Annotated in this window: 18 protein-coding genes; 9 read left to right on the forward strand and 9 right to left on the reverse strand. The window is 60.4% G+C overall.

All coding sequences use genetic code 11. The features are described from left to right. Positions 1-862: glucose-1-phosphate thymidylyltransferase RfbA (gene rfbA, locus P2Q66_RS10140; RefSeq protein WP_275727725.1), on the reverse strand; the 862-nt coding region annotated here is incomplete at its 3' end. Positions 863-918: 56 nt separating this feature from the next. Here rfbA and rfbB point away from each other — a divergent pair. The 4 genes from rfbB to P2Q66_RS10160 are packed head-to-tail and all read left to right on the forward strand — an operon-like array spanning position 919 to position 4,472. Continuing rightward, positions 919-1,917 (forward strand): dTDP-glucose 4,6-dehydratase, encoded by a 999-nt coding sequence (gene rfbB / locus P2Q66_RS10145; RefSeq protein ID WP_275727727.1) that lies wholly within the window; start codon positions 919-921, stop codon positions 1,915-1,917. Between the two features lie 3 nt (positions 1,918-1,920). Continuing rightward, positions 1,921-3,345, forward strand: coding sequence for a bifunctional dTDP-4-dehydrorhamnose 3,5-epimerase family protein/NAD(P)-dependent oxidoreductase (locus P2Q66_RS10150; RefSeq protein WP_275727728.1), 1,425 nt, complete (start codon positions 1,921-1,923; stop codon positions 3,343-3,345). Continuing rightward, positions 3,342-4,073: a glycosyltransferase family 2 protein gene (locus tag P2Q66_RS10155; RefSeq protein WP_275727731.1), complete on the forward strand. Its 732-nt coding sequence runs from the start codon at positions 3,342-3,344 to the stop codon at positions 4,071-4,073. The genes P2Q66_RS10150 and P2Q66_RS10155 overlap by 4 nt, the downstream gene beginning before the upstream one ends. 9 nt (positions 4,074-4,082) lie before the next feature. Then, on the forward strand, positions 4,083-4,472 hold the full coding sequence (locus P2Q66_RS10160; RefSeq protein WP_275727733.1) for a DUF2304 domain-containing protein: 390 nt from the start codon (positions 4,083-4,085) through the stop codon (positions 4,470-4,472). Between the two features lie 77 nt (positions 4,473-4,549). Here the strand turns inward: P2Q66_RS10160 and P2Q66_RS10165 are convergent, their stop codons facing one another. Beyond that, on the reverse strand, positions 4,550-5,431 hold the full coding sequence (locus P2Q66_RS10165; protein ID WP_275727736.1) for a glycosyltransferase: 882 nt from the start codon (positions 5,429-5,431) through the stop codon (positions 4,550-4,552). A gap of 226 nt (positions 5,432-5,657) precedes the next feature. On the opposite strand from P2Q66_RS10165, the gene P2Q66_RS10170 reads away from it, so the two are divergent. Then, entirely contained in the window at positions 5,658-6,404 is a 747-nt protein-coding gene (locus P2Q66_RS10170) for a glycosyltransferase (RefSeq protein ID WP_115525280.1), read from the forward strand. A 99-nt stretch (positions 6,405-6,503) separates the two neighbouring features. Beyond that, complete coding sequence (locus P2Q66_RS10175; RefSeq protein ID WP_275727740.1) at positions 6,504-7,397, forward strand: glycosyltransferase; 894 nt, start codon at positions 6,504-6,506, stop codon at positions 7,395-7,397. Here the strand turns inward: P2Q66_RS10175 and P2Q66_RS10180 are convergent. Next, on the reverse strand, positions 7,390-8,655 hold the full coding sequence (locus tag P2Q66_RS10180; RefSeq protein ID WP_176156848.1) for a polysaccharide biosynthesis protein: 1,266 nt from the start codon (positions 8,653-8,655) through the stop codon (positions 7,390-7,392). The two genes, P2Q66_RS10175 and P2Q66_RS10180, sit on opposite strands and share 8 nt — an antisense overlap. A gap of 97 nt (positions 8,656-8,752) precedes the next feature. Next, positions 8,753-10,732 carry a DUF6541 family protein gene (locus P2Q66_RS10185; protein WP_275727744.1) on the reverse strand — a complete coding sequence of 660 codons (1,980 nt, stop codon included), beginning with the start codon at positions 10,730-10,732 and terminating at the stop codon, positions 8,753-8,755. A 197-nt stretch (positions 10,733-10,929) separates the two neighbouring features. Between P2Q66_RS10185 and P2Q66_RS10190 the strand changes: the two genes are divergently transcribed. Both P2Q66_RS10190 and P2Q66_RS10195 read left to right on the forward strand, forming a co-directional pair. Then, positions 10,930-12,039 carry a substrate-binding domain-containing protein gene (locus P2Q66_RS10190; protein WP_275727747.1) on the forward strand — a complete coding sequence of 370 codons (1,110 nt, stop codon included), beginning with the start codon at positions 10,930-10,932 and terminating at the stop codon, positions 12,037-12,039. Positions 12,040-12,104: 65 nt separating this feature from the next. Beyond that, positions 12,105-13,742, forward strand: coding sequence for a DUF2142 domain-containing protein (locus P2Q66_RS10195; RefSeq protein ID WP_115525081.1), 1,638 nt, complete (start codon positions 12,105-12,107; stop codon positions 13,740-13,742). 55 nt (positions 13,743-13,797) lie between these two features. Here P2Q66_RS10195 and P2Q66_RS10200 read toward each other — a convergent pair whose 3' ends face one another. From P2Q66_RS10200 to glf, 4 genes are read right to left on the reverse strand one after another with little or no spacing between them, the layout of a single operon-like run. Continuing rightward, positions 13,798-14,550, reverse strand: a complete 753-nt coding sequence (locus tag P2Q66_RS10200) for an ABC transporter ATP-binding protein (protein WP_254865553.1) — start codon at positions 14,548-14,550, stop codon at positions 13,798-13,800. Position 14,551: 1 nt separating this feature from the next. Next, positions 14,552-15,421, reverse strand: a complete 870-nt coding sequence (locus P2Q66_RS10205) for an ABC transporter permease (protein WP_104443479.1) — start codon at positions 15,419-15,421, stop codon at positions 14,552-14,554. Beyond that, positions 15,422-17,401, reverse strand: coding sequence for a glycosyltransferase (locus P2Q66_RS10210; RefSeq protein WP_275727753.1), 1,980 nt, complete (start codon positions 17,399-17,401; stop codon positions 15,422-15,424). It abuts the gene before it with no gap. Then, the gene (gene glf, locus P2Q66_RS10215; protein ID WP_275727755.1) at positions 17,398-18,585 is read right to left on the reverse strand and encodes a UDP-galactopyranose mutase; all 1,188 of its coding nucleotides are present in this window, start codon (positions 18,583-18,585) and stop codon (positions 17,398-17,400) included. The genes P2Q66_RS10210 and glf overlap by 4 nt, the downstream gene beginning before the upstream one ends. Positions 18,586-18,850: 265 nt before the next feature. Between glf and P2Q66_RS10220 the strand changes: the two genes are divergently transcribed. Continuing rightward, a complete protein-coding gene (locus P2Q66_RS10220; protein ID WP_275727756.1) occupies positions 18,851-22,906 on the forward strand; it encodes an FtsK/SpoIIIE domain-containing protein in 4,056 nt (1,351 codons plus the stop codon). On the opposite strand, the gene P2Q66_RS10225 is transcribed toward P2Q66_RS10220, so the two are convergent. After that, a complete protein-coding gene (locus tag P2Q66_RS10225) occupies positions 22,867-23,244 on the reverse strand; it encodes a hypothetical protein (protein ID WP_275727770.1) in 378 nt (125 codons plus the stop codon). The genes P2Q66_RS10220 and P2Q66_RS10225 overlap by 40 nt on opposite strands. Positions 23,245-23,335 lie beyond the last annotated feature (91 nt).

A 23,335-nucleotide genomic window follows, 5' to 3' on the forward strand; every position in this document is an offset into this window, starting at 1 on the left:
CGTGTTCCAGCAAATCGATCAAGTAGGAGCCATAACCGCTCTTCACGAGGGGCTCAGCCCGCTGCCGGAGTTCATCGTCACTGAGGAAGCCGAGCCGCCAGGCGATCTCCTCGGGAGCACCAATTTTCAGGCCCTGCCGGTTTTCCGTGGTCCGGACGAAGTTCGATGCATCGTTCAGGTCATTGAAGGTTCCGGTATCGAGCCAGGCAGTGCCGCGCGGGAGGATCTCCACCTGCAGCTTTCCCTTTTCGAGATAAGTGCGGTTGACGTCCGTGATCTCCAGTTCCCCCCTCGCGGAAGGCTTGAGGTTTTCAGCGATCTCCACCACGTCATTGTCATAGAAGTAAAGACCGGGGACAGCGTAATGGCTCTTCGGCTTTTCCGGCTTCTCTTCCAGGGAAATCGCTTTGCCCGCGGAGTCGAACTCCACCACGCCATAGGCCTTGGGATCGGCAACCCAATAACCAAAGACCGCTCCGCCGTCGATGTTTTCGAAACGGCGCAATTGGGTGCCCATCCCGGGGCCATAAAAGATGTTGTCCCCCAAAACAAGGGCCACGCTGTCATCACCAATGTGTTCCGCTCCGAGCACAAAAGCCTGGGCAAGGCCGTCCGGCGACGGCTGCTGCTTGTAGGTGATGGATACGCCGAAACGTGACCCGTCGCCGAGCAGGCGTTCAAATTGCTCGGCGTCGTGGGGCGTGGTGATAATCAGGATGTCGCGGATACCCGCGAGTATCAGGGTGGACAGCGGGTAGTAGATCATGGGCTTGTCGTAGACCGGGACCAACTGCTTGCTGACGCCCAGAGTGATGGGGTGAAGCCTGGAGCCGGTACCGCCGGCAAGTATTATTCCGCGCATGTCCCCCATCTTTCCGTTCGCTAAGTGCCGCGGCAAATCCGGTACCCTTGGGAATTATGCAGCGACTTCTTGTTACCGGCGGTGCCGGGTTCATTGGTTCCAACTTCGTCCACTACGTACTTGATAACACCGATGACCACGTCACCGTTCTGGACAAGCTGACCTACGCAGGAAACCTTGAATCGCTGAAGGGACTGCCGGACGCACGCTTCACGTTTGTCCAGGGAGACATCGCCGACCCCGCACTGGTGGACGGCCTCGTCGCCGACACCGACGTCGTGGTCCACTACGCTGCCGAATCGCACAATGACAACTCCCTGCACGATCCCCGCCCGTTCCTGGACACCAACATCATCGGCACGTACACGCTGATCGAGGCGGCACGGAAGCACAACAAGCGCTTCCACCACATCTCCACCGACGAGGTTTACGGCGACCTGGAACTCGACGACCCCGAACGGTTCACCGAGCAGACCCCCTACAACCCTTCCAGCCCCTATTCCTCCACCAAAGCCGGCTCTGACCTGCTGGTCCGGGCGTGGGTGCGCTCCTTCGGGCTGCAGGCGACCATCAGCAACTGCTCCAACAACTACGGCCCGTACCAGCACGTGGAGAAATTTATTCCGCGCCAGATCACCAACGTGATCGACGGGATCCGGCCCAAGCTTTACGGCAAGGGCGAGAACGTCCGGGACTGGATCCACGCCAACGACCACTCCTCCGCGGTCCTGGCGATCATCGCCAAGGGCAAAATCGGCGAGACTTACCTGATCGGCGCGGACGGGGAGAAGAACAACAAGGACGTCGTCGAACTGATCCTCAAGCACATGGGCCAGTCCCCGGACGCCTACGACCACGTGGTGGACCGGCCCGGCCACGACCTGCGCTACGCCATCGACTCCACGAAACTCCGCGATGAGCTTGGCTGGGAACCGCAGTTCTCCAACTTCGACGCCGGCATCGAGGACACCATCGCCTGGTACCGCGACAACGAAGAATGGTGGCGGCCGCAGAAAGCAGCCACCGAAGCCAAATACAAGGAACAGGGCCAGTAGTCCATGTCTCTGGAGTTTTCGAAAAAGCTTTCTGCCCACGAAACCCCGATTCCCGGCGTCGTCCTTTATGACCTTCCGGTACATGGCGACAACCGGGGCTGGTTCAAGGAGAACTGGCAGCGGGAGAAAATGGTGGCCCTGGGGCTGCCAGATTTCCGCCCTGTCCAGAACAACATTTCGTTTAACGAAAAGGCAGGAACCACCCGCGGAATCCACGCGGAACCCTGGGACAAGTTCATCTCTGTCGCCACCGGCAGGATCTTTGGCGCCTGGGTGGATCTTCGTCAGGGTCCCTCTTTCGGTGCTGTCTTCACTGCGGAGCTGGACGCCAGCCAGGCAATTTTCATCCCCCGTGGCGTGGGCAACGCATTCCAGACCCTTGAGGACAACACGGCTTACACCTACCTCGTGAATGATCATTGGTCAGCTGACGCCCAAGGCCAGTACACCTTCCTGAATCTCGCCGATGAAACCGCGGCCATCCAGTGGCCCATTCCGTTGGGCCAGGCAGAGCTGTCGGACAAGGACAAGGCCCACCCGCGCCTGGCCGACGTGGTGCCCATGCCCGCCAAAAAAATCCTGGTGGTCGGTGCAAACGGACAATTGGGTAAAGCCCTGCGCAACCTTTATGAGGGCGACGGATCGGTCGAGTTTGCCGGCCGCGCAGAGTTCGATTTGGACAATCCGGACTCCTTCAAGGACCGCAACTGGAAAAACTACTCAACCATCATCAACGCGGCTGCCTACACGGCCGTCGATGCCGCCGAGACCCAGCAGGGCCGCGCCGCCGCCTGGGCGGTCAATGTCACAGCGGTATCCCGGTTGGCCCGGATCGCTGTCGAGTATGACCTGACGCTGGTCCACGTCTCGTCCGACTACGTCTTCGACGGCGCCCGGAACCTCCATGATGAGGAGGAGCCCCTCACCCCGCTGGGGGTGTATGGCCAGAGCAAAGCCGCCGGTGATGCGATCGTGGACGTCGTTCCCCGCCACTACATCGTCCGCACCAGCTGGGTCATCGGTGAAGGCAACAACTTTGTGCGCACCATGGCGTCCCTGGCCGACCGTGGCATCGAGCCCGCGGTTGTCAATGATCAAGTTGGCAGGCTGAGCTTCACCGAAGATATCGCTGCGGGCATCCGTCATCTGCTTGAGTCCAGTGCAGAGTACGGGACGTACAACCTCAGCAGTGACGGCGAGCCCCAGTCCTGGGCAGAACTCGCTGCGGACGTGTATGAGTTGTGCGGCAAGGCACGGACTGCTGTCACAGGAGTCAGCACCGCTGACTACTTCAAAGGAAAAGAAGCGGCACCGCGACCGCTGAACAGCGTCCTGGACCTGACAAAAATCAAGTCCACCGGATTTGAGCCGCCGTTGTCGAACATCCGCTTGGAGTCCTACGTAAAGAATGGACTGATCGATCAGTGACAGCACCCGCCCGTCACCCTGACACTCTCGTCATCATGCCTGCCTGGAATGAGTCAGAATCCATTGGAAACACCATCCGGGAAGTGTTTGAATTTGGCCCGCCATGCGATGTCCTGGTAGTAGACGACGGATCACGTGACGGCACTGCGCGGGTGGCCCGTGAGGCGGGAGCAACCGTACTGCAACTGCCGTTCAACATGGGTGTCGGAGGCGCTATGCGCACCGGCTTCAAGTATGCCAAAAGTCATGGCTACAAGCAGGTCATACAGGTCGATGCCGACGGGCAGCACGATCCGCGTGACATCAAGGCTGTGCTGGACGGCCTTCAGCACGCTGACATTGCTATCGGAGCCCGCTTCGCAGACAAGGGAAACTACACCGTACGCGGCCCCAGGAAGTGGGCCATGAAGGTCTTGGCGTGGACGATTTCCCGTATTGCAGGTACCCCTTTAACTGACGTTACGTCCGGGTTCCGGGCAGCCAACATCAAAGCGATCCGCCAATATGTTGACCACTACCCTGCCGAGTACCTCGGGGATACCATCGACTCGTTGGTCGTCGCCATCCGTTCAGGATGCACTGTCAGGCAAGTCGCGGTCTCGATGCGCGCCCGCCAGGGCGGAACCCCAAGCCACGACCCAATGAAGGCAGCCATCTACCTCGGACGCTCAGGAATGGCCTTGCTGTTCGCTCTGACGCGGAAGAAAACCGAGCCGTCCACCAACTAGGAATCCAACATGTCGCTCCTTATGGGCTCCATCGTCGTCGTGGCGATCCTTTTCTTTGTGTTTGAAATGCTCCGCCGACAGAAACTTCGCGAGAAGTACGCCGTCCTGTGGATTGTCATCGGCATCGGCACTCTTCTACTTTCTGCCTTCCCTTCTCTCCTGGAGAAAGCCAGCGGGCTTATCGGCATCCAGGTGCCGGCAAACCTCCTTTTCATCATGACACTGATCCTTTTGGTGGGTGTCTGCCTTCATCTCTCCAGGGAACAGTCACAGGCTGAAGACGAGGTGCGAATCCTTTGCGAGGAACTGGCGCTGCTCAGGGCTGATCTCGCTGACATCCGGAGTCAGCTCGAGGTAAAGCCCGGCCAGGGAAGTGACCCGGGGCCTCAAAACCCATGACCCGTTGCCACTGCCGGCCGGTGGCGGCAACGGATACAAAAAAGGACGCCCAGGGGCGTCCTTTTTTGTATCCGTTGCTAGCTGAAGATGTGCTTTGCCAGCCTCGGCAGTGAATCGAATTTGCCCTTCCCGACCGACTTCAAGATCAGGGAGGCGGCGTTAAGGCGGGATGTTGTATGAAAACTCGCGGCCCGCGACGCACCCTTCCAGCCCAAGCTGCTGAAGCGCTCGGCCTGCTGCTGGAAAAACTGCCGCTCCTCGTCAAAACGCCTGCCGTCCAGTGCACGCACTGAGGAGTCCGATGCCGAGTGCCGCCGATAGAGAAATGCCAGTACGGGATCAACAATCATCGAACCGTGCTCCGCCGCTATGTCCAGCAAAAGAGCCAGATCCTGGACGACGTCCAGTCCCTCGGTGAAGCCGATACGCTTGACCGTCTCGGAGCGCCAGGCAAGTGAAGGGAAGTAAGCCCAGTCCGCGCGGACCAGGCTTGTGGCCATGACCTCTCCTTTGAGCTCAATGCGCTCACTCGTCTTGGGGGCGTAAACCTTCTTCACGGCATCGACAAGCGGAGTGCAGGCAATGCCCTGTTCGTCTATCACCTGTACGCCTGGCTGAACCACATCGGCTCTGGGATATTCCTCAAAGGCACTTACGACCACGTCAAGGTAATTCGGAAGCATGATGTCATCGGCACCCATGATGACGACGTAGGGTGCTTCGACCAGAGTCAGCGCCTTGCGGTAGTTACCGTTGGCACCAAGATTTTCCTCATTTTTCAGGTACGCTACGCGAGGGTCGGTGATCGTTGAAAACCAGCGTTCCGGTTCCGGATCCGGATACCCGTCGTCGATGACAACAAGCCGCCAGTCCTGGTTCTCCTGATTCATTACGCTGCGGGCGGCGAGCTTCATTTGATGGACATCGCCGTAGTACGGCAACATTACGTCAACGGTCATGGACCTGAGGTTCCTTCCGTGGTTTTCGCCGGCGCTCTGAAGGCCCCTGCGACGCCCAGGCAGCCAACATTTGGGCAAGGCCTGGCGCGATCATCGTCGGTTTGATTATAGGCCAGGAGGGCCGTCCCCCGGCTCCTTGGGCCCTTTGCTAGACTGTTCTTCGTTTGATCAAGCCCCGCTCGACACGACTGAGCGGGTACATTCTGAAAGCGATATTCCGCACTTTATGGAACCCCTACCGACAGCCCTTCCGCGCATCAGCGTCTGCATGGCCGCCTACAACGGCGCAAGGCATATCAGGGAGCAGATCGAATCCATTCTTGCGGAGCTGTCCTCAACCGATGAACTGGTCATCGTGGATGACTGTTCCACAGACGACACCAGGAACGTCATCCAAGGAATCGGCGACCAGCGAATCCGGTTAATCGCCGCCGCAACTAACGCCGGGTACGTGCGCACGTTTGAAAAAGCTCTTTCCGAAGCGAGCGGCGAGTACGTTTTCCTCTCGGACCAGGATGATATCTGGATTCCAGGCCGCGCCGAGCAGATGATTGCAGGCCTCCAGGACGCGGCCATGGTCGTCAGCAATTGCAAACATTTCGACGGCCCCCTCGGGCGGTTCCACCGAATCAGGCTTCGGCCCCAAGACTCCACGCACACTTTGCGTAACCTCATCGGCATCGTCGTGGGCTATCGGCTGCATTGGGGCTGCGCGATGGCATTCCGCCAGGAGATGCTGAGAAAAATCCTGCCCTTTCCCCCGCATATGAGGGAGTCCCACGACCAGTGGATTGCGATGGTGGGCATCGTCAACCGTTCGATCCGTTACTTGGAAGAGGACACCATCCTTCACCGGCTTCATGGGCAAAATCTGACCCCGCAAGGAATCCGCAGTGCGGGGAAGATCTTCGCCGCACGATGGGACTTTCTTCGAAACCTCGTCATCGCCCTGCGCAGGACCGTCTTCAACTAGCCCATGTACAACTTTTTGGGGGCATTGGAATTAATCACTGCACCCAACCCGAGCAAAGGGACGGCATCGAAATTGCTCCTGACTCCTAACGGGCGGGATGTGGCGGCAGTTGTCTCCGCATACTCCCCCACCAAAGAACTTGTAGAGAACGTGGCTTCGCTCAAGAGGTATGTCGAACACGTTATTGTTGTCGACGACGGGTCACCCACCGATGTGTCGGGAATTCTTTCGGATGTAGAGGCCACAGGCGCGAGAGTCCTCCGGCTGCCGGAAAATTGCGGTATCGCTGCCGCGCTTAATGCCGGAATGAAGCGCGCACGCGAACTATGGGAACCCGAGTGGTTAATCACCATGGATCAGGATTCCCGATTTACCGGAAACTACGTTGAGGACGCTCTCGAGGTTGCCAGGTCGTCGAGTAGCCCGCAGACGGTTGGGCTCGTTGCCCCCCAGTTCCACAACAACATCAGGATGCCGCTGCTTGGTACGGCAGACGAGCCGGAGGTCTTCGACCCAATGCAGTCAGGCACTCTCATCAAGACATCCGTGCTTGACAGGGTGGGGTATCTCGACGAGGACTTCTTTATCGACTGCGTGGATTCAGAATTCAATGCCCGCGTCAGGGAAGCCGGTTTCCGGGCTCTCGCCAGTGCAGGCAGCAACCTTGCGCATTCATTGGGGGACGCCAGGCCGCTGAAGATCCTGGGCTGGCATGCACGCATCGGCGAGAAGAAACTGAGTGTGCATTACCACTCGCCATTCCGCGTGTACTACATCACCCGAAACTCTTTCGTATTGATGCGGCGGTATGCGCTTAGCCAACCGAAATGGATCCTCCGCCGCCTTTATATGGAGCTCCAAAGCCACGCGGTGCGATTCGTTTATGGTCCCAACCGAAGGAAGCACCTTATCGGTTTCCTTTACGGTTTGAGGGACGGACTTATAAACCGCATGGGAAAAATCGATCCGCGGCTGGCCGAACGGCTTAGGTAGCCTTCAACGGGGTGCGGGGTTCATCCCGGTCACCCATCCGGTACTTTTCAAGGTTGTTCAGCCTCCGAAGACCCGGCAAAACCAGTGCGACAAAGAGCAGCGCCTCGCTGCATGCCATGCCTAGGGCTATGCCCTCCGCCCAGTTGCCTGTCCCTGCTGCCACCATGGTTCCCACCCCAAGAACAGCAGAGACGGCTGTCCACACCAAAATCAGTCTTTCGCCACCGAATGGTATGAGCAGATTCCGTGTGAAGGGCGAGGCGGCGGAGATGAAGAAGAAGGCGAGTCCATAGAAAAGACAGGTCAATTGGGTGGCCCTTACAGGGGCGCCAAAAAGGATCTCGGTTGCCCACGGTCCCAGCAGCGCCAGCAACCCGCCACCAACAGTGCCCAGGGCAGCATGGGACCAGATCGCGAGCAGATGTCTCCGGCGTTCCGAAGAGTCTCCTAGTTCAAGGACCCAGCCCTGGAAGGTGTTTCCCAACGCCATTACCGAGAAGAGGCCAAAGCGGTAAACAGTATCAGCCGAGCCGAACTGTCCTGCGGTGGCCGGATCCACGGAAGCCTGCGCGATGGGGAGCGGCGTCGCGGCGTAGGTGTTTCCGGAAGCGCCGATGCCGGCGGAAGCCATCTGCGACTTCAGTATGCCGGTCGTCGCCCGCCAGTGTGTGAAAGTATTCCGGCCGCGCGGAACGGCCCACCGCTGGAACACGAACATGCTTATTGCCACGGCCAAGACCAAAAGGACTCCGTAAAGCCAGATGAACCCGGTGGCCAGCACAACGGGTATGGCGATAAGCGTGGCAACAACCCGCGGGACCGTGTCGAACTTCGCCAGCAGGGACGGCTGACCCACCCCAATGCAGTACCAGGCTACGGACAGTCCCCCTAATGCAGTGGTCCATGACATCGCGACCGCTTCGAGTCTCAGCTCAGGGACAGCGAGGAATGCGGCGAGAAACGACACCACTGGTAAGACCACGAGGGTCAGCACCAAGCGAGTCCTGATGCTCTCGCGATAGAGCTCCGCGCGGAATGCCGGTGACGGGTTTTGCGCGATTTGAACGGGACCCTGGATGTTCCATCCCCAGCTGATCACTGTCGCTCCGAAAGTGCCGATGGTTTGGCCGGCCAGCAGGCTGGACCAGCCCACCTCACCGACCAGGCGCGCAAGAATGGGAAGCAACAAAAAGGGTGTCACTAGAGACAGCAGAGGCAGCCCTGTGAAGCCCAGCAGCCGGATAATCACGGTTTTCATAGTGGATGGACCTCAATGTTCATGAATTCGCCCCAAGGACTGCTGCAAACTCCGCTGTTCAGTTTCTTCTCCCCGCTTGTCCAAGAGCATGGCAAAATCAAATCCCGCAAGCCGTGATGCGGTAGAGTGTCGCTCCGTCCTGTGAATCCACAACCTCCGCAACACCGCTTTCTTTCAAATTATCGAGCCCTTGGTAGTCAATGGTTCGTCCTTCACCGTTGTTAACTTGGCGGTCGCCAAAATCCAAAACATATTCCGCCTCAAGATCACGAACGGCTGCACACACGGCTGTATCAACGGCAGCCATGTTGAGGTGCGCAAAGACGTACAGGGCCTCGTCCGAAACGGCGCCAAGAATGTGCGGCTGGAGGGTTTGGCGCTGGGAAAGGGCGTATGCCAGCGAACTGCCGGTCCAGGGATTACCGACCACCACAGCGTCTGGCGGCACTTCTTCCCGGACGCGCTCCAATATGGCCATCTCCCCTGAGTCCAAAAGGGGTGCATCCGAACCCATCGCATAGTTGCGCGCAGCTGACGTTTGAGCAGCGTCCAGGTTCTCCTGCTGCGTCACTGCTATAAGTGTCGAGACCGCCACGACTGCAGCAACAGAAGTCACCCCGATGGTCAGCGCGGGACTACCGTAGTCCTTGATCCGGATTCTTTTCCGGCGTGTTTTCACGAGCAGGCGCTTCAGGCCATCCCAACAGAACGCGGCACCCAGAACGGCTATGGGCAGAAGAACGATGGGGACTATCGCGGCAAGGCGTTGCGGGTCGTTGTACCAGACCCCGGTAAGGAACGTTCGGATCCGGCCAGGCCGGCCTGCTACGGCCATGAAAAACAGGATCGCGACAGCAGCATACGCGCCCAGAAGCCAATAGCGCTTGCTCCTGGCAGCCACGCCGAGCCCCACCATTGCCAGTGCCATAACTGCCCATGATTCCGGCCGGTCGATGCCTGAACTGCTGACGAAGTCCCAAATCGCGTCCGTCCATGTGGCGACCGGCGGCCATGTTGCCGCCGCTTCAGGTGGCCTGACGACCTTCCACAGCGCAACGCAAACCGCTCCCGCTGCAACGAGCAGCACCACCCTCGCGGCACCCCAGCGCCAAATTCCACTTCGGGGCGTGCAGCGGAAATTCCACTGCCACCAGCAGATGACCGCGGCAGCGGCAAGCAACGGCAAAAGTGTCAAGACGCCGCTGGGATGCGAAAGTGCCAGCCCCGGCAGCGTCGCCAGGAAGAGAAACCACATTGCGCAGGGCTGCGCGGGACCATCTGCCGAAAACCGGAACGCCTGGATGCCGAGGGCCCACACGAAGGGAAGCAGAGCCAGGGCGAGAAAGTTGGGGTAAAGGACTCCAAAGTCCACCATGAGAAGCGGATAGGCGCCGAACGCGGCGGAAAGCACGCCGGCAGCAATGACCGCAGCGGGACGGCTCCCCACAGTCACCTGCGCCAAGTAGACGCAACCGGCCGGCCAGACAACAGCCCCTACACAGACGTTAATGACATTCGCGGCCACAGGGATGCTTGCCCCAGTGAGCTGGCTCAGGAGCGAGACAAGATCGTGCCAAGCGGCGGGGTAAAAGCCTCCCCCCGTCATGTCGCCAACCGAAAAGGACGATCCCGAGCGGTGATCGAGGATGAATTGAACTGCATTCATGTGAAACACGTTGTCGAATGTCTGGGACAAGGCGTCCGGCTGGGCTATCGCGCCCATCATCCGGACGGCCACCAGTACCGCGGCGATAATCAAACCCAGGCTGACTGCCCTGCGGTAACCCACACCGGCCTTTTCCGACAGTGCGGGGATCTTCCACAACAAGGTCTTGCGTGCCGTCAGCACCACAACAAGCGCCGCTGCCGTTGCAGCCGCAAGAGCGAGAGCGGACCAATCAAGTCCGACAACTGGAGCGACTATTGCGGCGGAAGCCACAAGCGAGAGGCTCAGCGTGGGCGCTGACGCATACAAAAGGAAACCGCGGACTCCAGCCACCCAGGCCACAACAGCGCCGGGGACGAACAGCAGCGTCAAAGCAGCAAAGAACGCTGGCGCCTCCGACCACCAGGACATACAAAACCTTACTGTTGACGGCGGCTGTAGTAGGCTGCCTCGCAACTTGCCGCGGCAAGGAGGCTCCCTGACCTCAGCGATTCTACTTGACGAGCAAGGCTGAGGCCCAAAATAGCCGCAGTGCAGTGACTGGACCCGCCCGCCGTGTGGCTCTGCCGGAATAACGCCGTGCCCTCCTGGCCGCGTAGGCTAGGCACGTGAAACGTCGAGACAAGAAGATAACACAGCCAAGAATTACATCCCCGCTGGGCCTCTGCGGCATCGCCGTTTTGGCAACTGTCTTGACCACAACAGCATGCACGGCACCACCGCCCGCCGTCAGCGATGACGCGCTAAGGGGCAGCCTGGTGGGCGTCGGGAACGGCTCAATGAGTGCGCTCGTCGCTGCATGGCAGGAAGGCTGGAGGGGGCCGAACCCAGCAGTATCCGTGGCTTTCTCCCCCGACGGGGGCACAACCGGGATAGACGCCTTGGCACGGGAACAGACGCACTTCGCTACGTCGACGATGCCAGGATCTGTGGAGCTGCCAGCTTCCAGCGGACAACTCTGCGGCCCGTCCGGACCACTCATCCTTCCGGCGGCCGTGCTCCCGGTCGGCGTAGCTTACAACCTCCCCGGAATCCGGAACGTAAAACTCAACGCCGGCATCCTGTCCGGCATCCTGCTTAGAGAGATCACCCGTTGGAATGACCCGCGGATCGCCCAGGAAAATCCGGGGCTGGATCTGCCCGACATCGAAATTACACCTTTGCTGTCTGACGATGACCAGGACGTCACGGAGGCCGTGACCGAGTACCTGTCACAAGAGGCAGGCAGCGAATGGGGCTTCGGGATTTCTGCCGAGTGGCCTGAATCAGTGGATGTAAAAGCGGACACGAAGCCGATCGCAGTCGCGTCATACCTCGACGATACAGTCGGCGGGCTGGCAGTCTTTGAACGTGGCATCATCGGCTCGCGCTTTTCGACCGCCTCATTGCAATTCGATGGAACGTACCAGTCTTTCTCGCCGGACTCGGTCCTCGCCGCCATCGAAGCAGGAAATACAGCCAGTACGGCACCTGGCGCCCTAGAGCAGGAACTCGACGGCAAGGCCGGATACGCATTGGCTGTGAAGGAATACGTGGTGTTGTGCCGGGAGTACCCGCACGCGGAAATCGCGAAGCTTGTCAGCTCCTGGGGGCAAGCAATCTTCAGTGAGACTGGTCAGCGAAACGCCAACATCTTCGCCAGCGCTTTGCCACCAAACAGTAAAACGTCGGATCAAGCCAAAGAGCTGATTGCCGCAATCGTGGAGGGAACTGAGTGAGCGGATTGACGCACCCCTCGGACAGTGCACAACGAACAAGTGAGACCACCATCCACCTTCATCAAATGGAAGTCGCCGGTTCGAAGGCACAACCTGCATTGAAAAGCGGCCGAAAGCTGTTCTTCCAGCTTTTCGGACTCTTTGCGCTCCTTATTTCCCTGTGGGCTTTGGCCACACCACTTATGGCATTCCCGGACGAGCCGGCCCACACGATTAAGGCCGCTGCGGTAGTAAGGGGTCAGATAACTGTCCAGGAGGGATCGTCCTTCGGACACGGGGTCCATGTGAAGGTGCCAGCGTACATCGCCAATCTCGATGCCCAGAGATGCTACAAATTCCGGCCGGACACGTCAGCGGGATGCGCCCCGCCCATCCCCGCAAGCGATACGTACGAGACGATCGGCGTCACGACAGCTGGAACGTACAATCCCATGTACTACTGGATTGTTGGGCTGCCAAGCCTGTGGCTCAGTGGAGCTCCCGCCCTCTACACGATGCGTATCGTCAGCTCAGTCCTTACAGCAGTTTTCCTGGCGGCCGGGTTCACTGCCCTGTCAAGATTCCTCCGGCCACAGATACCGGTAGTCCTGGCCAGCGTCAGCATGACGCCCATGGTCCTGTTCCTGGGGTCTGGAATCAATCCGAACTCCCTCGAAGTTGCAGCCACAATGGCAGCCTTCTGTGGCTTCATTGTCCTTTTGGACAATGCCCACAGGCCACAGGCCATTAAGCCTGCGGTCATGACGGTCGTGGCAGCGTCAGCGATCCTCGCCAATACCCGTCAGGTGTCGCTGGTATGGCTGTTGTGCGCTCTCATTGTCGGACTGTCCTTCTACCAGCGCCGGTCGATCATCACGGCCTTCCAAAACAAGTACGTTCTCCTTGCGGTTGCGGCGACGGTTCCGGGGGTCCTGCTCGGCATCACATGGATTCTGCTGATGCTCAACGCCCCTGCTTCGGCTGGCGTTGCGCCTATTGGGATCATCAACCCCCTTCCCGGCGTACGTGCCGACCAGGGCTTCGTTACGATGCTGGACAGATTCTTCGGCTTCTTCCCCCAATACGTTGGTGTTATGGGTTGGCTGGACAGCCGCCTGCCTGATGCTGTCCAGATGTTCTGGAGCTTCCTGATTGTGGTCGCGCTCCTGTTGCCGCTGGCCGTCCGTCCATGGCGCCGCACCGCAGGATATTGGATCGCCCTTGCACTCCTGCTGATCGTCCCCGCGGTCCTCCAGGCTCAAGTAGTGGAAACCATGGGATTCATTTGGCAGGGCCGCTACAACCTTCCCCTTTTCCTGGTGCTCCTGATCGCCGCCGGGATCGCTGTCAGGCATTTGCGGATCAGCCAAACGGAGCCGGCGAAGTCAGTCGGTCGCGTAGTTCTGTTGGCCGGGGTTTTCGCCCATGGGCTGGCATTTGCATATATTCTGCGGCGCTATGTAGTGGGTATTCGCGAGCTGGCCAACTGGCAGATCATGATTACCAATCCCGGGTGGCAGCCGCCCCTCGGGTGGCTGGCGCTGTGCGTGGCTTACGTCGCCTTGGTGGCATTTGCAGCGCACTGCCTCTACGGTTACGTCTTCCCGGGCTGCGCACTCTTGAAATGGCCGTCTCGCACGTCCTCCACGAAGCGCCGGCCGGTTGCCGTGCCTGCTGAACCATTGCCAGCCAAAACCGGAGCGGAGTCCCGCTCCAGGTCGTAAAAGTTTCCCGCTGGCCCCAACTGCACGTCTCGCAGGAGGCGCTGCAGTTGGGGCATTAGGCCGTCGCGGTGCGCGCCCTGAGTTCCGAGACGACTTCGTGGACCTCGCCGTCCATAATGACTTCGCCGTGTTCAAGGAGGATTCCCCGCTCACAGACGGTAGAAACCAGGTCAAGGTCGTGGCTGACTACAAAGAGGGTCTTACCCTTGTCGGACAATTCCTTGATCTTGGCGATGCATTTCCGCTGGAATGGCTCATCGCCCACAGCCAGGATCTCATCTATGAGGAACACTTCCGGGTCAGTGTGTACCGCGATGGAGAATGCGAGCCGGAGATACATACCGGACGAGTAGAACTTGACTTCAGTGTCGATGAATTCACCAATCTCCGAGAATTCAACGATGGAATCGAACATCTCGTCGATCTGGCTCTCGCTCATGCCCAGGATCGCGCCATTAAGGTACACGTTGTCCCGGCCACTGAGGTCATGGTGGAAGCCCGCTCCCACCTCAATAAGTCCGGCGACTCGCCCGCGCGTGTGAACTGTCCCGCCGTCGGGCTGGAGAACGCCCGAGATGAGCTTGAGGAGCGTCGACTTTCCGCTGCCGTTGAGCCCTAGCAGAGCAACTGTTTCACCCTGCTGAACATCGAGGGACACGTCAGTCAGTGCCATGAATTTCTTGGACAGGTCACCCTTCCGTCCCTTGACCAGCCAGACGACAGCCTCTTTCATTGACCGGGTGTGCCGCAGGACGAACTGCTTCCGCAGTTTTTTGCAGCTGATGGCGACATCGCCTCGTGCAGTCACGTTAAAGCTCCTGTGCAAAATGGACGGCCGAGCGGCGGAAGGCCAGCTGGCCCACGAACAACACAGCGATGGAAATAAGGTAGGCGACCGGAAGCCATACGGTCATGAGGTCTGGCGGCATCGATGCAAGTCCCACCTGGTCCTCCTTCAAGGTGGGGAACCAGAATGCCCAGTGGAAAATTTCGACGGCCACAGTCATGGGGTTGAGCTGGTAAACCCAGTACCACGAGCCCATGACGTCCTGCACCATCGTCCAGACGTAGAGCACCGGGGACGCCCACGTAACCACCATGAGGATCATATCGACGATATTTTCCGAATCACGGAAGTAGACGTTGGCGGCGCTGAACAGAAGGCCAAGCCCCGTAGCAAGGACGGAAACCAGTATGAAGGCCAGGATGGCGGCGGCAAGCTGGAGGAGGGAGGGGGTCCATCCCGCAATGAGGCAAGCACCCATCAGCACTACCAGCTGAGGCAGGAAATGCGCCGCCGAAACCCACACTGTCGCAACCGGGAAGAGTTCGCGGGGCAGGTAAATTTTCCGGATAAGGTCGCGGTTGTCGACGATGGATCTTGTGGCGTTACCCAACGATTCCGTGAAAAAGTTCACCAGGACGATGCCCGCAAACAGATAGATAGCGTAGTTGGGAGTCCCCCGCTGAAGGTTGAGGAAGATCCCCAAGGCCACGAAATATATCAGGAACTGCATCAGCGGCTTGACGTAAGACCAGAGCAGTCCCAAGACCGAGCCGCGGTACCGCACCTTGATCTCTTTACGCACCAACAGCTTGAGCAGGAAGCGGTGGTCGTAAACGTCAAGCAGGCCGCGCCCCTGGCCAGGGCGAATCATATCGTTGGTGGTGCCGGCCATCTACTTTGGGTCCTCTGCCGCGTCAAAGGTCTTTTTCCACGACTCCATCGAGCTGACTTCCGAGACCGCGTTGCGGTACTGTTCGGCGAGCCGGTCCCACTCCCGGAACAGCCGCACGTGCAGGCGTGTTGCCTCCGTCAGCATTGACTTGAGCTTTTTCGGGTCGCGCTGATACCAGGACGCACCCGTTCCTTCTGCATTGGACACTACTACGCTGTCGTAGTGGGCCACCCTGAACCAGCGGTTGTCCCGGTGGGCGAGATACCCTTGGGGCCGCTCAGCACTTTCGGGTCCGGGCGCCTTGATGAGCTGCCGCGCAACTGTCTTGATGCCCCAAGGTATGAGCTCCTTCTTGCTGGGCATTCCTACGACGGTTCCTCCCATTGGCCCCCGTCCCAGCTTGGGAGCGGGAAAGTCGTCAACGTCGTCTTTCAACTGGGCGTCGGGATAGGACGCCTTAAGCGCGTTGATTTCAGGCAGCTTTGAGCCAAGCACTTCATGGAGGACGTGTGGCCCCTTAAAGAGATCCTTTAAGGCCTCGATACGACCGTGTTCCGTGAAGTACTGCATCGACACCAGATGCTTAACGTCCGACTGGACGGATTCACGCAGGACCCGCCCGCCCTTTGGATAGGGGCTGTGGATCAGGGTAGTGATCAGCCTGTTGCGTTCGTGAAAGTATGCCTGCCACCCGACGAGGTCGTCCTTGTCGAGCCATGAGACGTGCCAAACGGCGGCCCCGGGAAGAGACACCGTTGCGAACCCGGCTTCCCGCGCGCGCAACCCGTATTCGGCATCGTCCCATTTGATAAACAGCGGCAGTGACAGGCCGATTTCCCGGATTACTTCTGTGGGGATGAGGCACATCCACCACCCGTTGTAATCCACGTCTACACGCCGGTGCAGCCACGCCGTCTGGCGGAGGTTGGCGATACTAAAGTCGTGCCGCACATCCATGTCTGCGTGTGGCAGCGCGGGCACAATCCGGAAGGGGTCAACTACCTCGCCGAACGTATGGAGCACGCTGCGGTTGTAGAGGTCAAACATGTGGCCACCGACGATGGTCGGCTTTCGGCAGTGGTCGGCGAACGTCACCAGCCGGACGATGCTTTCCGGTTCCACCACAATGTCGTCATCCAACAGCAGGACATAGTCGCTGCCGTTCTCCACGGCTTCGTACATGCCCCTCGCGAAGCCACCTGATCCGCCAAGATTTGCCTGGTTGATGATCCTGAGCTTGTCGCCCAGCGCTTCCTTTACGGCTGCAAAACCATCTTCTGCCTCGACCTTTTGTGTTCCCTGGTCGACTATCAGGATCTCCTTGACGTTCTTGAGAACGTCTGGATTCTCCGCGAGGATTCGGGCGTTGTTGAGGCAAAAATCAGGTTTGTTCATTGTGGTGATCTGAAGGGTCACCTGGCCCTTGGCACTCTCGCCACCCTCAGCCTGCCATTCACCGTTTTCCAGCAGAAGTTCACCGGAACTTGCCGCCAGGTCGAACCAGTACCATCCGCCGTCGCCGAATGGCTTGAGGGTGAGGTCAAAGACCGACGTAGCGGCACCGTCGACGTGTTGTCCGGCGACGCGCTGGACTGACCCGCGTGCATTGGACTTGTAAACGGTGACCGTTCCCGTTCCTCTGGTGCTGACGACCAGGCGGATATCCCTGACGGACGTCCACCGGCGCCAATAGCTCGCCGGGAACGCGTTGAAGTATGTGCCGAAGGAAATTTGCTCCCCTGACCGGACCCGCATGGAGTGTCTGGAGAGCAGGTCCTCAAAGTGGGCTTCACGGCCGCCCGAGCTGAACATCTGCAGCTTCTCTTCCGGCAGCTTCGGCGTACGGGCCAACTCATCGTTTTCCCTCAACCGGATGCCGCTGGCGGTGCCCGCGTCCGCGTACAAAGGAACAGTGTCCGGCTGGTCCGGCGAAGGGAGAATCACCCGCTGAAGGGTCGACCAGCCCTGCGCTTCGTTCATGCGTCCACGCCTCCGCTTTCCAGCTTTGCGCCGCTTTCATAATGCGGCCGGATCTTGTTGTCGAACATGCTCAGTGCTGCGCCGATGGCCATGTGCATGTCCAGGTACTTGTACGTCCCCAGCCTGCCGCCGAACAGAACGTCCCTCTCAGCAGCCGCCAAATCGCGGTACTTGAGCAAGCGCTCCCTGTCCGCGGAAGTATTGACAGGGTAGTACGGCTCGTCGCCCTTCTCCGCAAAGCGTGAGAACTCGCGCATGATGACGGTCTTCTCCGTCTGGTAATCACGCTCGGGGTGAAAGTGGCGCGGTTCGATGACCCGGGTGTAGGGAACGTCGTCGTCGTTGTAGTTCACAACTGACGTGCCCTGGAAGTCCTCGATGTCGAGCACTTCTTCCTCGAAGTCAATAGTGCGCCAGGATAGGTCGCCCTCGGCGTAATCGAAGTAGCGGTCAACGGGTCCGGTGTACACAACCGGAATGTTGCCTACAACCTTGTTCTTGCTGTACTCGTGCGACTCGTCGAAGAAGTCCGTGTTGAGCCGTACTTCGATGTTCGGGTGTTCGGCCATCTTTTCGATCCACGCGGTGTAGCCGTTGGTGGGCAGGCCCTCGTACTTGTCATTGAAGTACCGGTTGTCGTAGTTGTAACGGACGGGCAGCCGCGAGATGATTCCGGCGGGCAGGTCCTTGGGGTCCGTCTGCCACTGCTTGCCGGTGTAATGCTTGATGAAGGCTTCATAAAGCGGGCGGCCAATCAGCTGGATGCCCTTGTCATTCAGGTTCTGCGGATCGGTGCCGGCAAGCTCGCCCGCCTGCTCCTGGATAAGCTCCCGTGCCTGGCCCGGCGTCAGGTTGGCACGGAAAAACTGGTTAATAGTGGCCAGGTTGATGGGCAGGGAATAGACCTCACCTTTGTGCACGCCGTATACCTTGTGGACGTAGTTCGTGAACGTCGTGAACCGGTTCACGTACTCCCACACGCGCTCGTTGGACGTATGGAACAGGTGTGCTCCGTAGCGGTGCACCTCGATACCGGTCTGCTCTTCTTTTTCGCTGTAGGCATTGCCGCCAATGTGGTGGCGGCGGTCGATGACAACGACCTTCAAGCCCAGCTCGGTAGCGGCCTGTTCGGCGATTGTCAGGCCAAAAAAGCCAGACCCTACGATGACAAGGTCAGCGGTCACAAATTCTCCTGGTTTGAATGCGGGCAGCGCAATGACGCGCAATGTCTGCTGCTCTAGCCTACCCGAGGCACTGCAGCGCCCGTCGAATCAGGGTTTCGGGCTACAACCCCTGGAGCAAGGCCTGAGCCTCCTGGAGTGACCGGCCCCTCCGACGGCAGGAGAAGGCGGATCTACTTCTGGAAGTTGTCCACATAGCAGATGGTGCACCGGCCGGGACCGCTACCGCTGTCTAGCGTGGATTCAAAGGCACAAAGGATCTGCACCCATGACATTGCACTGCACCCTGCTCGGCGGTCCCGAGTCGCGCCTGGCCGGGCAGCGTCTTGAGTTGTCCATCGACGCCGCCGACGGTACGGCGGGCGCCCACATCCGCGACCAGCTGGCGCGGATGTTTGGCACAGGGACCGTAACGGTCGACGGCGACGACCTGCGATCCTTACGCGTCGGCACCTTGCCGCTGGTTAACGGCGCCGTCCTCATCGACGGCGGCGGAGCACCAGTCAGCAGGAAGGAACGGCGCCGGCCCGCCGGCGAGCCGGCTCCACTCGCCCTTGCCGTTCACAGCGGCGCGGGCGCGGGAACAGTGGTACCCCTGCGGCGCGGGACCTACACCATCGGCAGGAGCAACACCCGGATAGTCATCGCGGACGCAGAGTTGTCCCGACAGCACGCCCGCCTTGTAGTCACCGAAACGGACATCATCCTCGAAGACCTGGACAGTGCGAATGGTACCTACGTGGATGGCGAAAGAACCCGGGCCGCCGCCCTCTCCACCGGTTCAACCGTCCGGTGTGGAAGCTCAACCATGTCCATCGTGTTTGCCGACATGCCGGACAAGGCGCTGAGCGACGCCGGGGCCTCCGTGCAGGAGCCTATTCCCGTCAGGGGCCGGGCGGAGTCCGGCAGCCGGGCGGTCCTCATTGCCACCGCAATTCTTCCACTGGTCGTCGGTGCAGGACTTGCGGTCTTCACGGGTATGTGGATGTTCCTGGCTTTTGCAGCCGCCTCCACCCTGGCCCTTGTGGTTCCTGTTGTATCGGGCAGGCGCCAGCGGCGGGAGCTGGGCGCTGCAATTAGAGCGGCTGTTGCCAAGGACACGGAACGGCGCCGGGCGGCCGGGCCCTCGCTCGCTACGTTGGTGCTGGCCACAGGTGGGATGCACAGCAACGCTTCAACCACTGGCGCAAGGGAAGCCGCAGCGTGGTTGCGCCTTGGCCAGGCGAAGCAGCCCGCCAATGTAAAGGTGGAGCCGGTTGGCTCCATCCGGGGAATGCCCTCATCTGAAACCGTACCGGTGGTCTTTGACCTTTCACGCCCCAAATCGGTATTTCAGGGATCCAGGAGCCTGCTGGACGGGATGATCAGAGCTATCGTCATGCAGCTGGCCGGTTATCCGAGGTGCTGTACCACACGCGTCGTCATTCACGGGCAGGCAGAGCGCCTCCTGTTGCCCGCACGTTTCCTTCCGTCCGTAACCCTCACAGCATCGGCAGCCGCTTGCCGGCGCGTGCTGGCGGAGGGCTTCAACCCCAGCGCCCCGCAGGGAGTCCTCCTGATTACTGACGCAGCAGACGGAGGCGTTTCAAGCAACGCCCTCGCGGATGAAGCGCTGGCGCGCGGGTGGCACATCCTTGAATTCCTTCCCGAGGGGACCAGGACACAAGGCATTGATGTGGAACTCCGAGAGCGCACATCGATCCTGCGGCAACCGGCCGGCGACGTCGTCTTTGTACCCGATCTCGCCCCCGAGGAGGTTTTCAGCAACTTCTGCCGCCGTCTGGCAACCTTGCCTCGGGTGAGGGACACCGGGGAACACGCTCTGCCATCCACCTGCACGCTGGATGACATACTGCCGCTCACGGCCGCCCATACGGCTGCCCGTTGGGCATTGAGCAAGAAGAACGCCGCGCTGTCGGCTCCCCTTGGACTCGGTGCGGGCGGGGCCAAAGTTGTGGATCTTCACACCGACGGCCCCCATTTGCTGATAGCAGGCACCACCGGCTCCGGAAAGTCGGAGTTGCTCCGCAGCCTTACCCTGGCGCTGGCTCTGAGCCATCCGCCCGACCGGATAAATTTCCTTTTCGTTGACTTCAAAGGCGGCTCGGGGCTTGGTCCCCTGGCCGGGCTGGTCCACTGCGTGGGGCTGCTGACCGACCTGGCCCGATACGAACTGGAGCGCACACTCATCTCGCTCCGCGCTGAAATCAGGCGTCGTGAAGAAGCCTTGGCAGGGGCAGGAGTGCCTGACATCGGCGCGTATCGGTCCAATCCTGCCTCGGAGCCCGTCGCCATCCCCCACCTGATTATCGTCATCGACGAATTCCGGATGCTGGTTGATGACGCACCGGAAGTACTCCGTGAACTGATGCGCATTGCCTCCATCGGCCGCTCCCTTGGGATCCACCTCGTCATGGCTACCCAGCGGCCGCAGGGCGCATTGACTGCGGACATCAGGGCCAATGTCACCTCCAGCATTGCCCTGCGGGTGCAGTCCGACATGGAGTCTGTTGACATCATCGGGTCCAAGGACGCCTCAGCGATCCGTGTTGACACTCCTGGACGGGCTTACCTCGCCAGGGGCACGGAACCAGTCCAGGAATTCCAGGCAGCAACCACGGGACCGCTGCATGCCCGCACCAGGCAGGATAACTCCGTCACCGTGCGGCTTGCCACGGATTACCTTCTGTCCGACCCTCCTGCCGACGCGGTGGCAGAAGCCCCGACGCCCGCGCAAGCGGCAGCACCGTTGGTCAATTTGGTGCGTGAACTTTGGGACGGCATGGGAGGAGCACCGCCGCGGGTGCCCGTTGCGGCTCCCCTGCCGGAAGACATAGAGGAACCCGCGTGGAACAGCGCCAATGCTGCCGCGTCCATGACCTCTGGCGGGACCTGGTCAATCAGGCTTGGGCTGGTGGACCTTCCGGACAGCCAAAGGCTGCAGTCGCTTGAATGGGAACCGGCCAAGAGCAGCCACTTGGCCCTGATCGGCGGACCCGAGTGCGGCGCCAACGAAGCCTTGGACGCAGCCGTTCGCGGTCTGCTTCGCCATCCACAGGAGGCGCACTTGTACTTCCTGGACGGTGCTGGAAGTTTCCATTACCTGTCCTCCCACGCCAGAATCGGTGCCCACACCGGTGTGCAGGAGCTTCGGCGTGCGGTTCGGGTACTGGAACGCTTAACCGGTGAAGTTACCCGGCGGCTTAACCAGCCGGGCGGGCGCTCTGTGCCGCTGATTGTGGTGATCTCCGGGTGGGGCTCCTGGCTGTCGGCGTTCCGGTCGGGTCCATTGGCATGGGGCGAAGACCTCGTCCAGGACCTTGTCCGGGACGGCGCCCGGGCCGGGATAACACTCATCATTTCCGGAGACCGGGAGCTTGTCACCGCCAGGTTCAGCGGGGCGATCCCAAACCGGCTCTACTTCCCTGCCGGTTCCAACCCCGACAGCCGGGCAGCCTGGCCGCGGATGCCTTCCACAGCAGCTGTCAAAGGAAGAGCCGTGGCGTTCGGTCCCGTTGCCGAAGACGGTGCTGCCGTATGCCAGCTGTACCGCACAGCACCCGACAGTTCCTGGCGCAGTGACCCTGCCGGAAGCCCGCCGCAGCAGCTGGTTACGCTTCCTCCCTTTCGGGTGGAAGCGCTGCCGTCGGTGGTGACGGCTGGCGATATCCTTTCCATGCTGGCGGACCCGACTGTTTCCCATGGGCCCGGCTCCGTTCCTTCGGGGCCCCGGCTTCCGGGCATCCTCATCGGAGTTGGCGGTGACGAGTTGTCCCCCGCTTCTTTCCGGATTCCACCAAGCGGCGTGGTGGCCGTCCTTGGAGGTCCGGGCAGTGGCAAGACCAACGTCCTGAAGGCGTTGCAGGTTTTGAATCCGGCCCACCGCTGGCTATACCCCGACGCCGGGGCCGACGCCCTTGCATATTGGAAGGGCCTGCTGCTGCAGGTGCAGGGCAGTCAGCTGCCCAGGGACACAGTGCTCCTGGCCGACGACGCGGACCTTATGTCCCCCGGCGCGATGCAATGCCTGTCCGAACTGCAGGCCCTGGGCCAGCCGATGGTCCTGACGGCGAACTACAGTCCGCTGATCCTTCAGCGCGTTCCGCTGATCATGCAGTCCCGCGCTGCCGGAACGGGGCTGCTGTTGTCCCCGCGGTCCATATCCGACGGGGACGTCTTCGGCGTCCGCTTCGAGGTCGAACCGAATCCATCCCCGGGCAGGGGTGTGCTCATTTCCGGCGGACGTACATGCCCAATCCAGGTGGGATGGGCTGCTGCAGAGGACTACAGGGCGGGCGGTGCACTTCCCGTGCGCGAGGCATAACTGATCACCTTGCTGTGGAACAGGAGCACGATGGCGGCTACCGCGGGCAGCAGCATCGCCAACCCGGCCACCACCAGGCCGCCGCTGAGTGTAGGAAATCCGATGGTCAGAACGAACAACTGCGCCACGAGGGCGGCGGCCCGGGTCCAGCGGTATCCCCTGTATAGGAAAACAGCCACCGCATACAGCCACGCAGCGAAGGCGAGCAGCAGTCCCAGCGTAAATACCGCTCCCCCGAACGACAGTACAGGGCTTCCGTTCAGCAGTTGGTAGCCGTACCAGCCGGCGGCCACAAGGAGCGCTGTAGCCTCGGCGGCGACGATCAGCGCTATGACCACTGCTGCAGGCGGCGGTGCAACGGGCGCTGCCCCTGCGTTGCCGCGCGGCCCCGGACGCGGCTCGTCCGACGGTGAAGGGGACGCTGGGGGG

Origin of the sequence: Arthrobacter sp. Cr_A7 (assembly GCF_029222765.1) — a bacterium.
Taxonomy (GTDB): domain Bacteria; phylum Actinomycetota; class Actinomycetes; order Actinomycetales; family Micrococcaceae; genus Arthrobacter.

Excerpts from the sequence above, each read along its gene's own strand:
- rfbB (WP_275727727.1), top strand. The coding sequence starts at position 919 with ATGCAGCGACTTCTTGTTACCGGCGGTGCCGGGTTCATTGGTTCCAAC.
- P2Q66_RS10150 (WP_275727728.1), top strand. The coding sequence starts at position 1,921 with ATGTCTCTGGAGTTTTCGAAAAAGCTTTCTGCCCACGAAACCCCGATT.
- P2Q66_RS10160 (WP_275727733.1), top strand. The coding sequence starts at position 4,083 with ATGTCGCTCCTTATGGGCTCCATCGTCGTCGTGGCGATCCTTTTCTTT.
- P2Q66_RS10165 (WP_275727736.1), bottom strand. The coding sequence starts at position 5,431 with ATGACCGTTGACGTAATGTTGCCGTACTACGGCGATGTCCATCAAATG.
- P2Q66_RS10170 (WP_115525280.1), top strand. The coding sequence starts at position 5,658 with ATGGAACCCCTACCGACAGCCCTTCCGCGCATCAGCGTCTGCATGGCC.
- P2Q66_RS10180 (WP_176156848.1), bottom strand. The coding sequence starts at position 8,655 with ATGAAAACCGTGATTATCCGGCTGCTGGGCTTCACAGGGCTGCCTCTG.
- P2Q66_RS10185 (WP_275727744.1), bottom strand. The coding sequence starts at position 10,732 with ATGTCCTGGTGGTCGGAGGCGCCAGCGTTCTTTGCTGCTTTGACGCTG.
- P2Q66_RS10195 (WP_115525081.1), top strand. The coding sequence starts at position 12,105 with ATGGAAGTCGCCGGTTCGAAGGCACAACCTGCATTGAAAAGCGGCCGA.
- P2Q66_RS10205 (WP_104443479.1), bottom strand. The coding sequence starts at position 15,421 with ATGGCCGGCACCACCAACGATATGATTCGCCCTGGCCAGGGGCGCGGC.
- P2Q66_RS10210 (WP_275727753.1), bottom strand. The coding sequence starts at position 17,401 with ATGAACGAAGCGCAGGGCTGGTCGACCCTTCAGCGGGTGATTCTCCCT.
- P2Q66_RS10220 (WP_275727756.1), top strand. The coding sequence starts at position 18,851 with ATGACATTGCACTGCACCCTGCTCGGCGGTCCCGAGTCGCGCCTGGCC.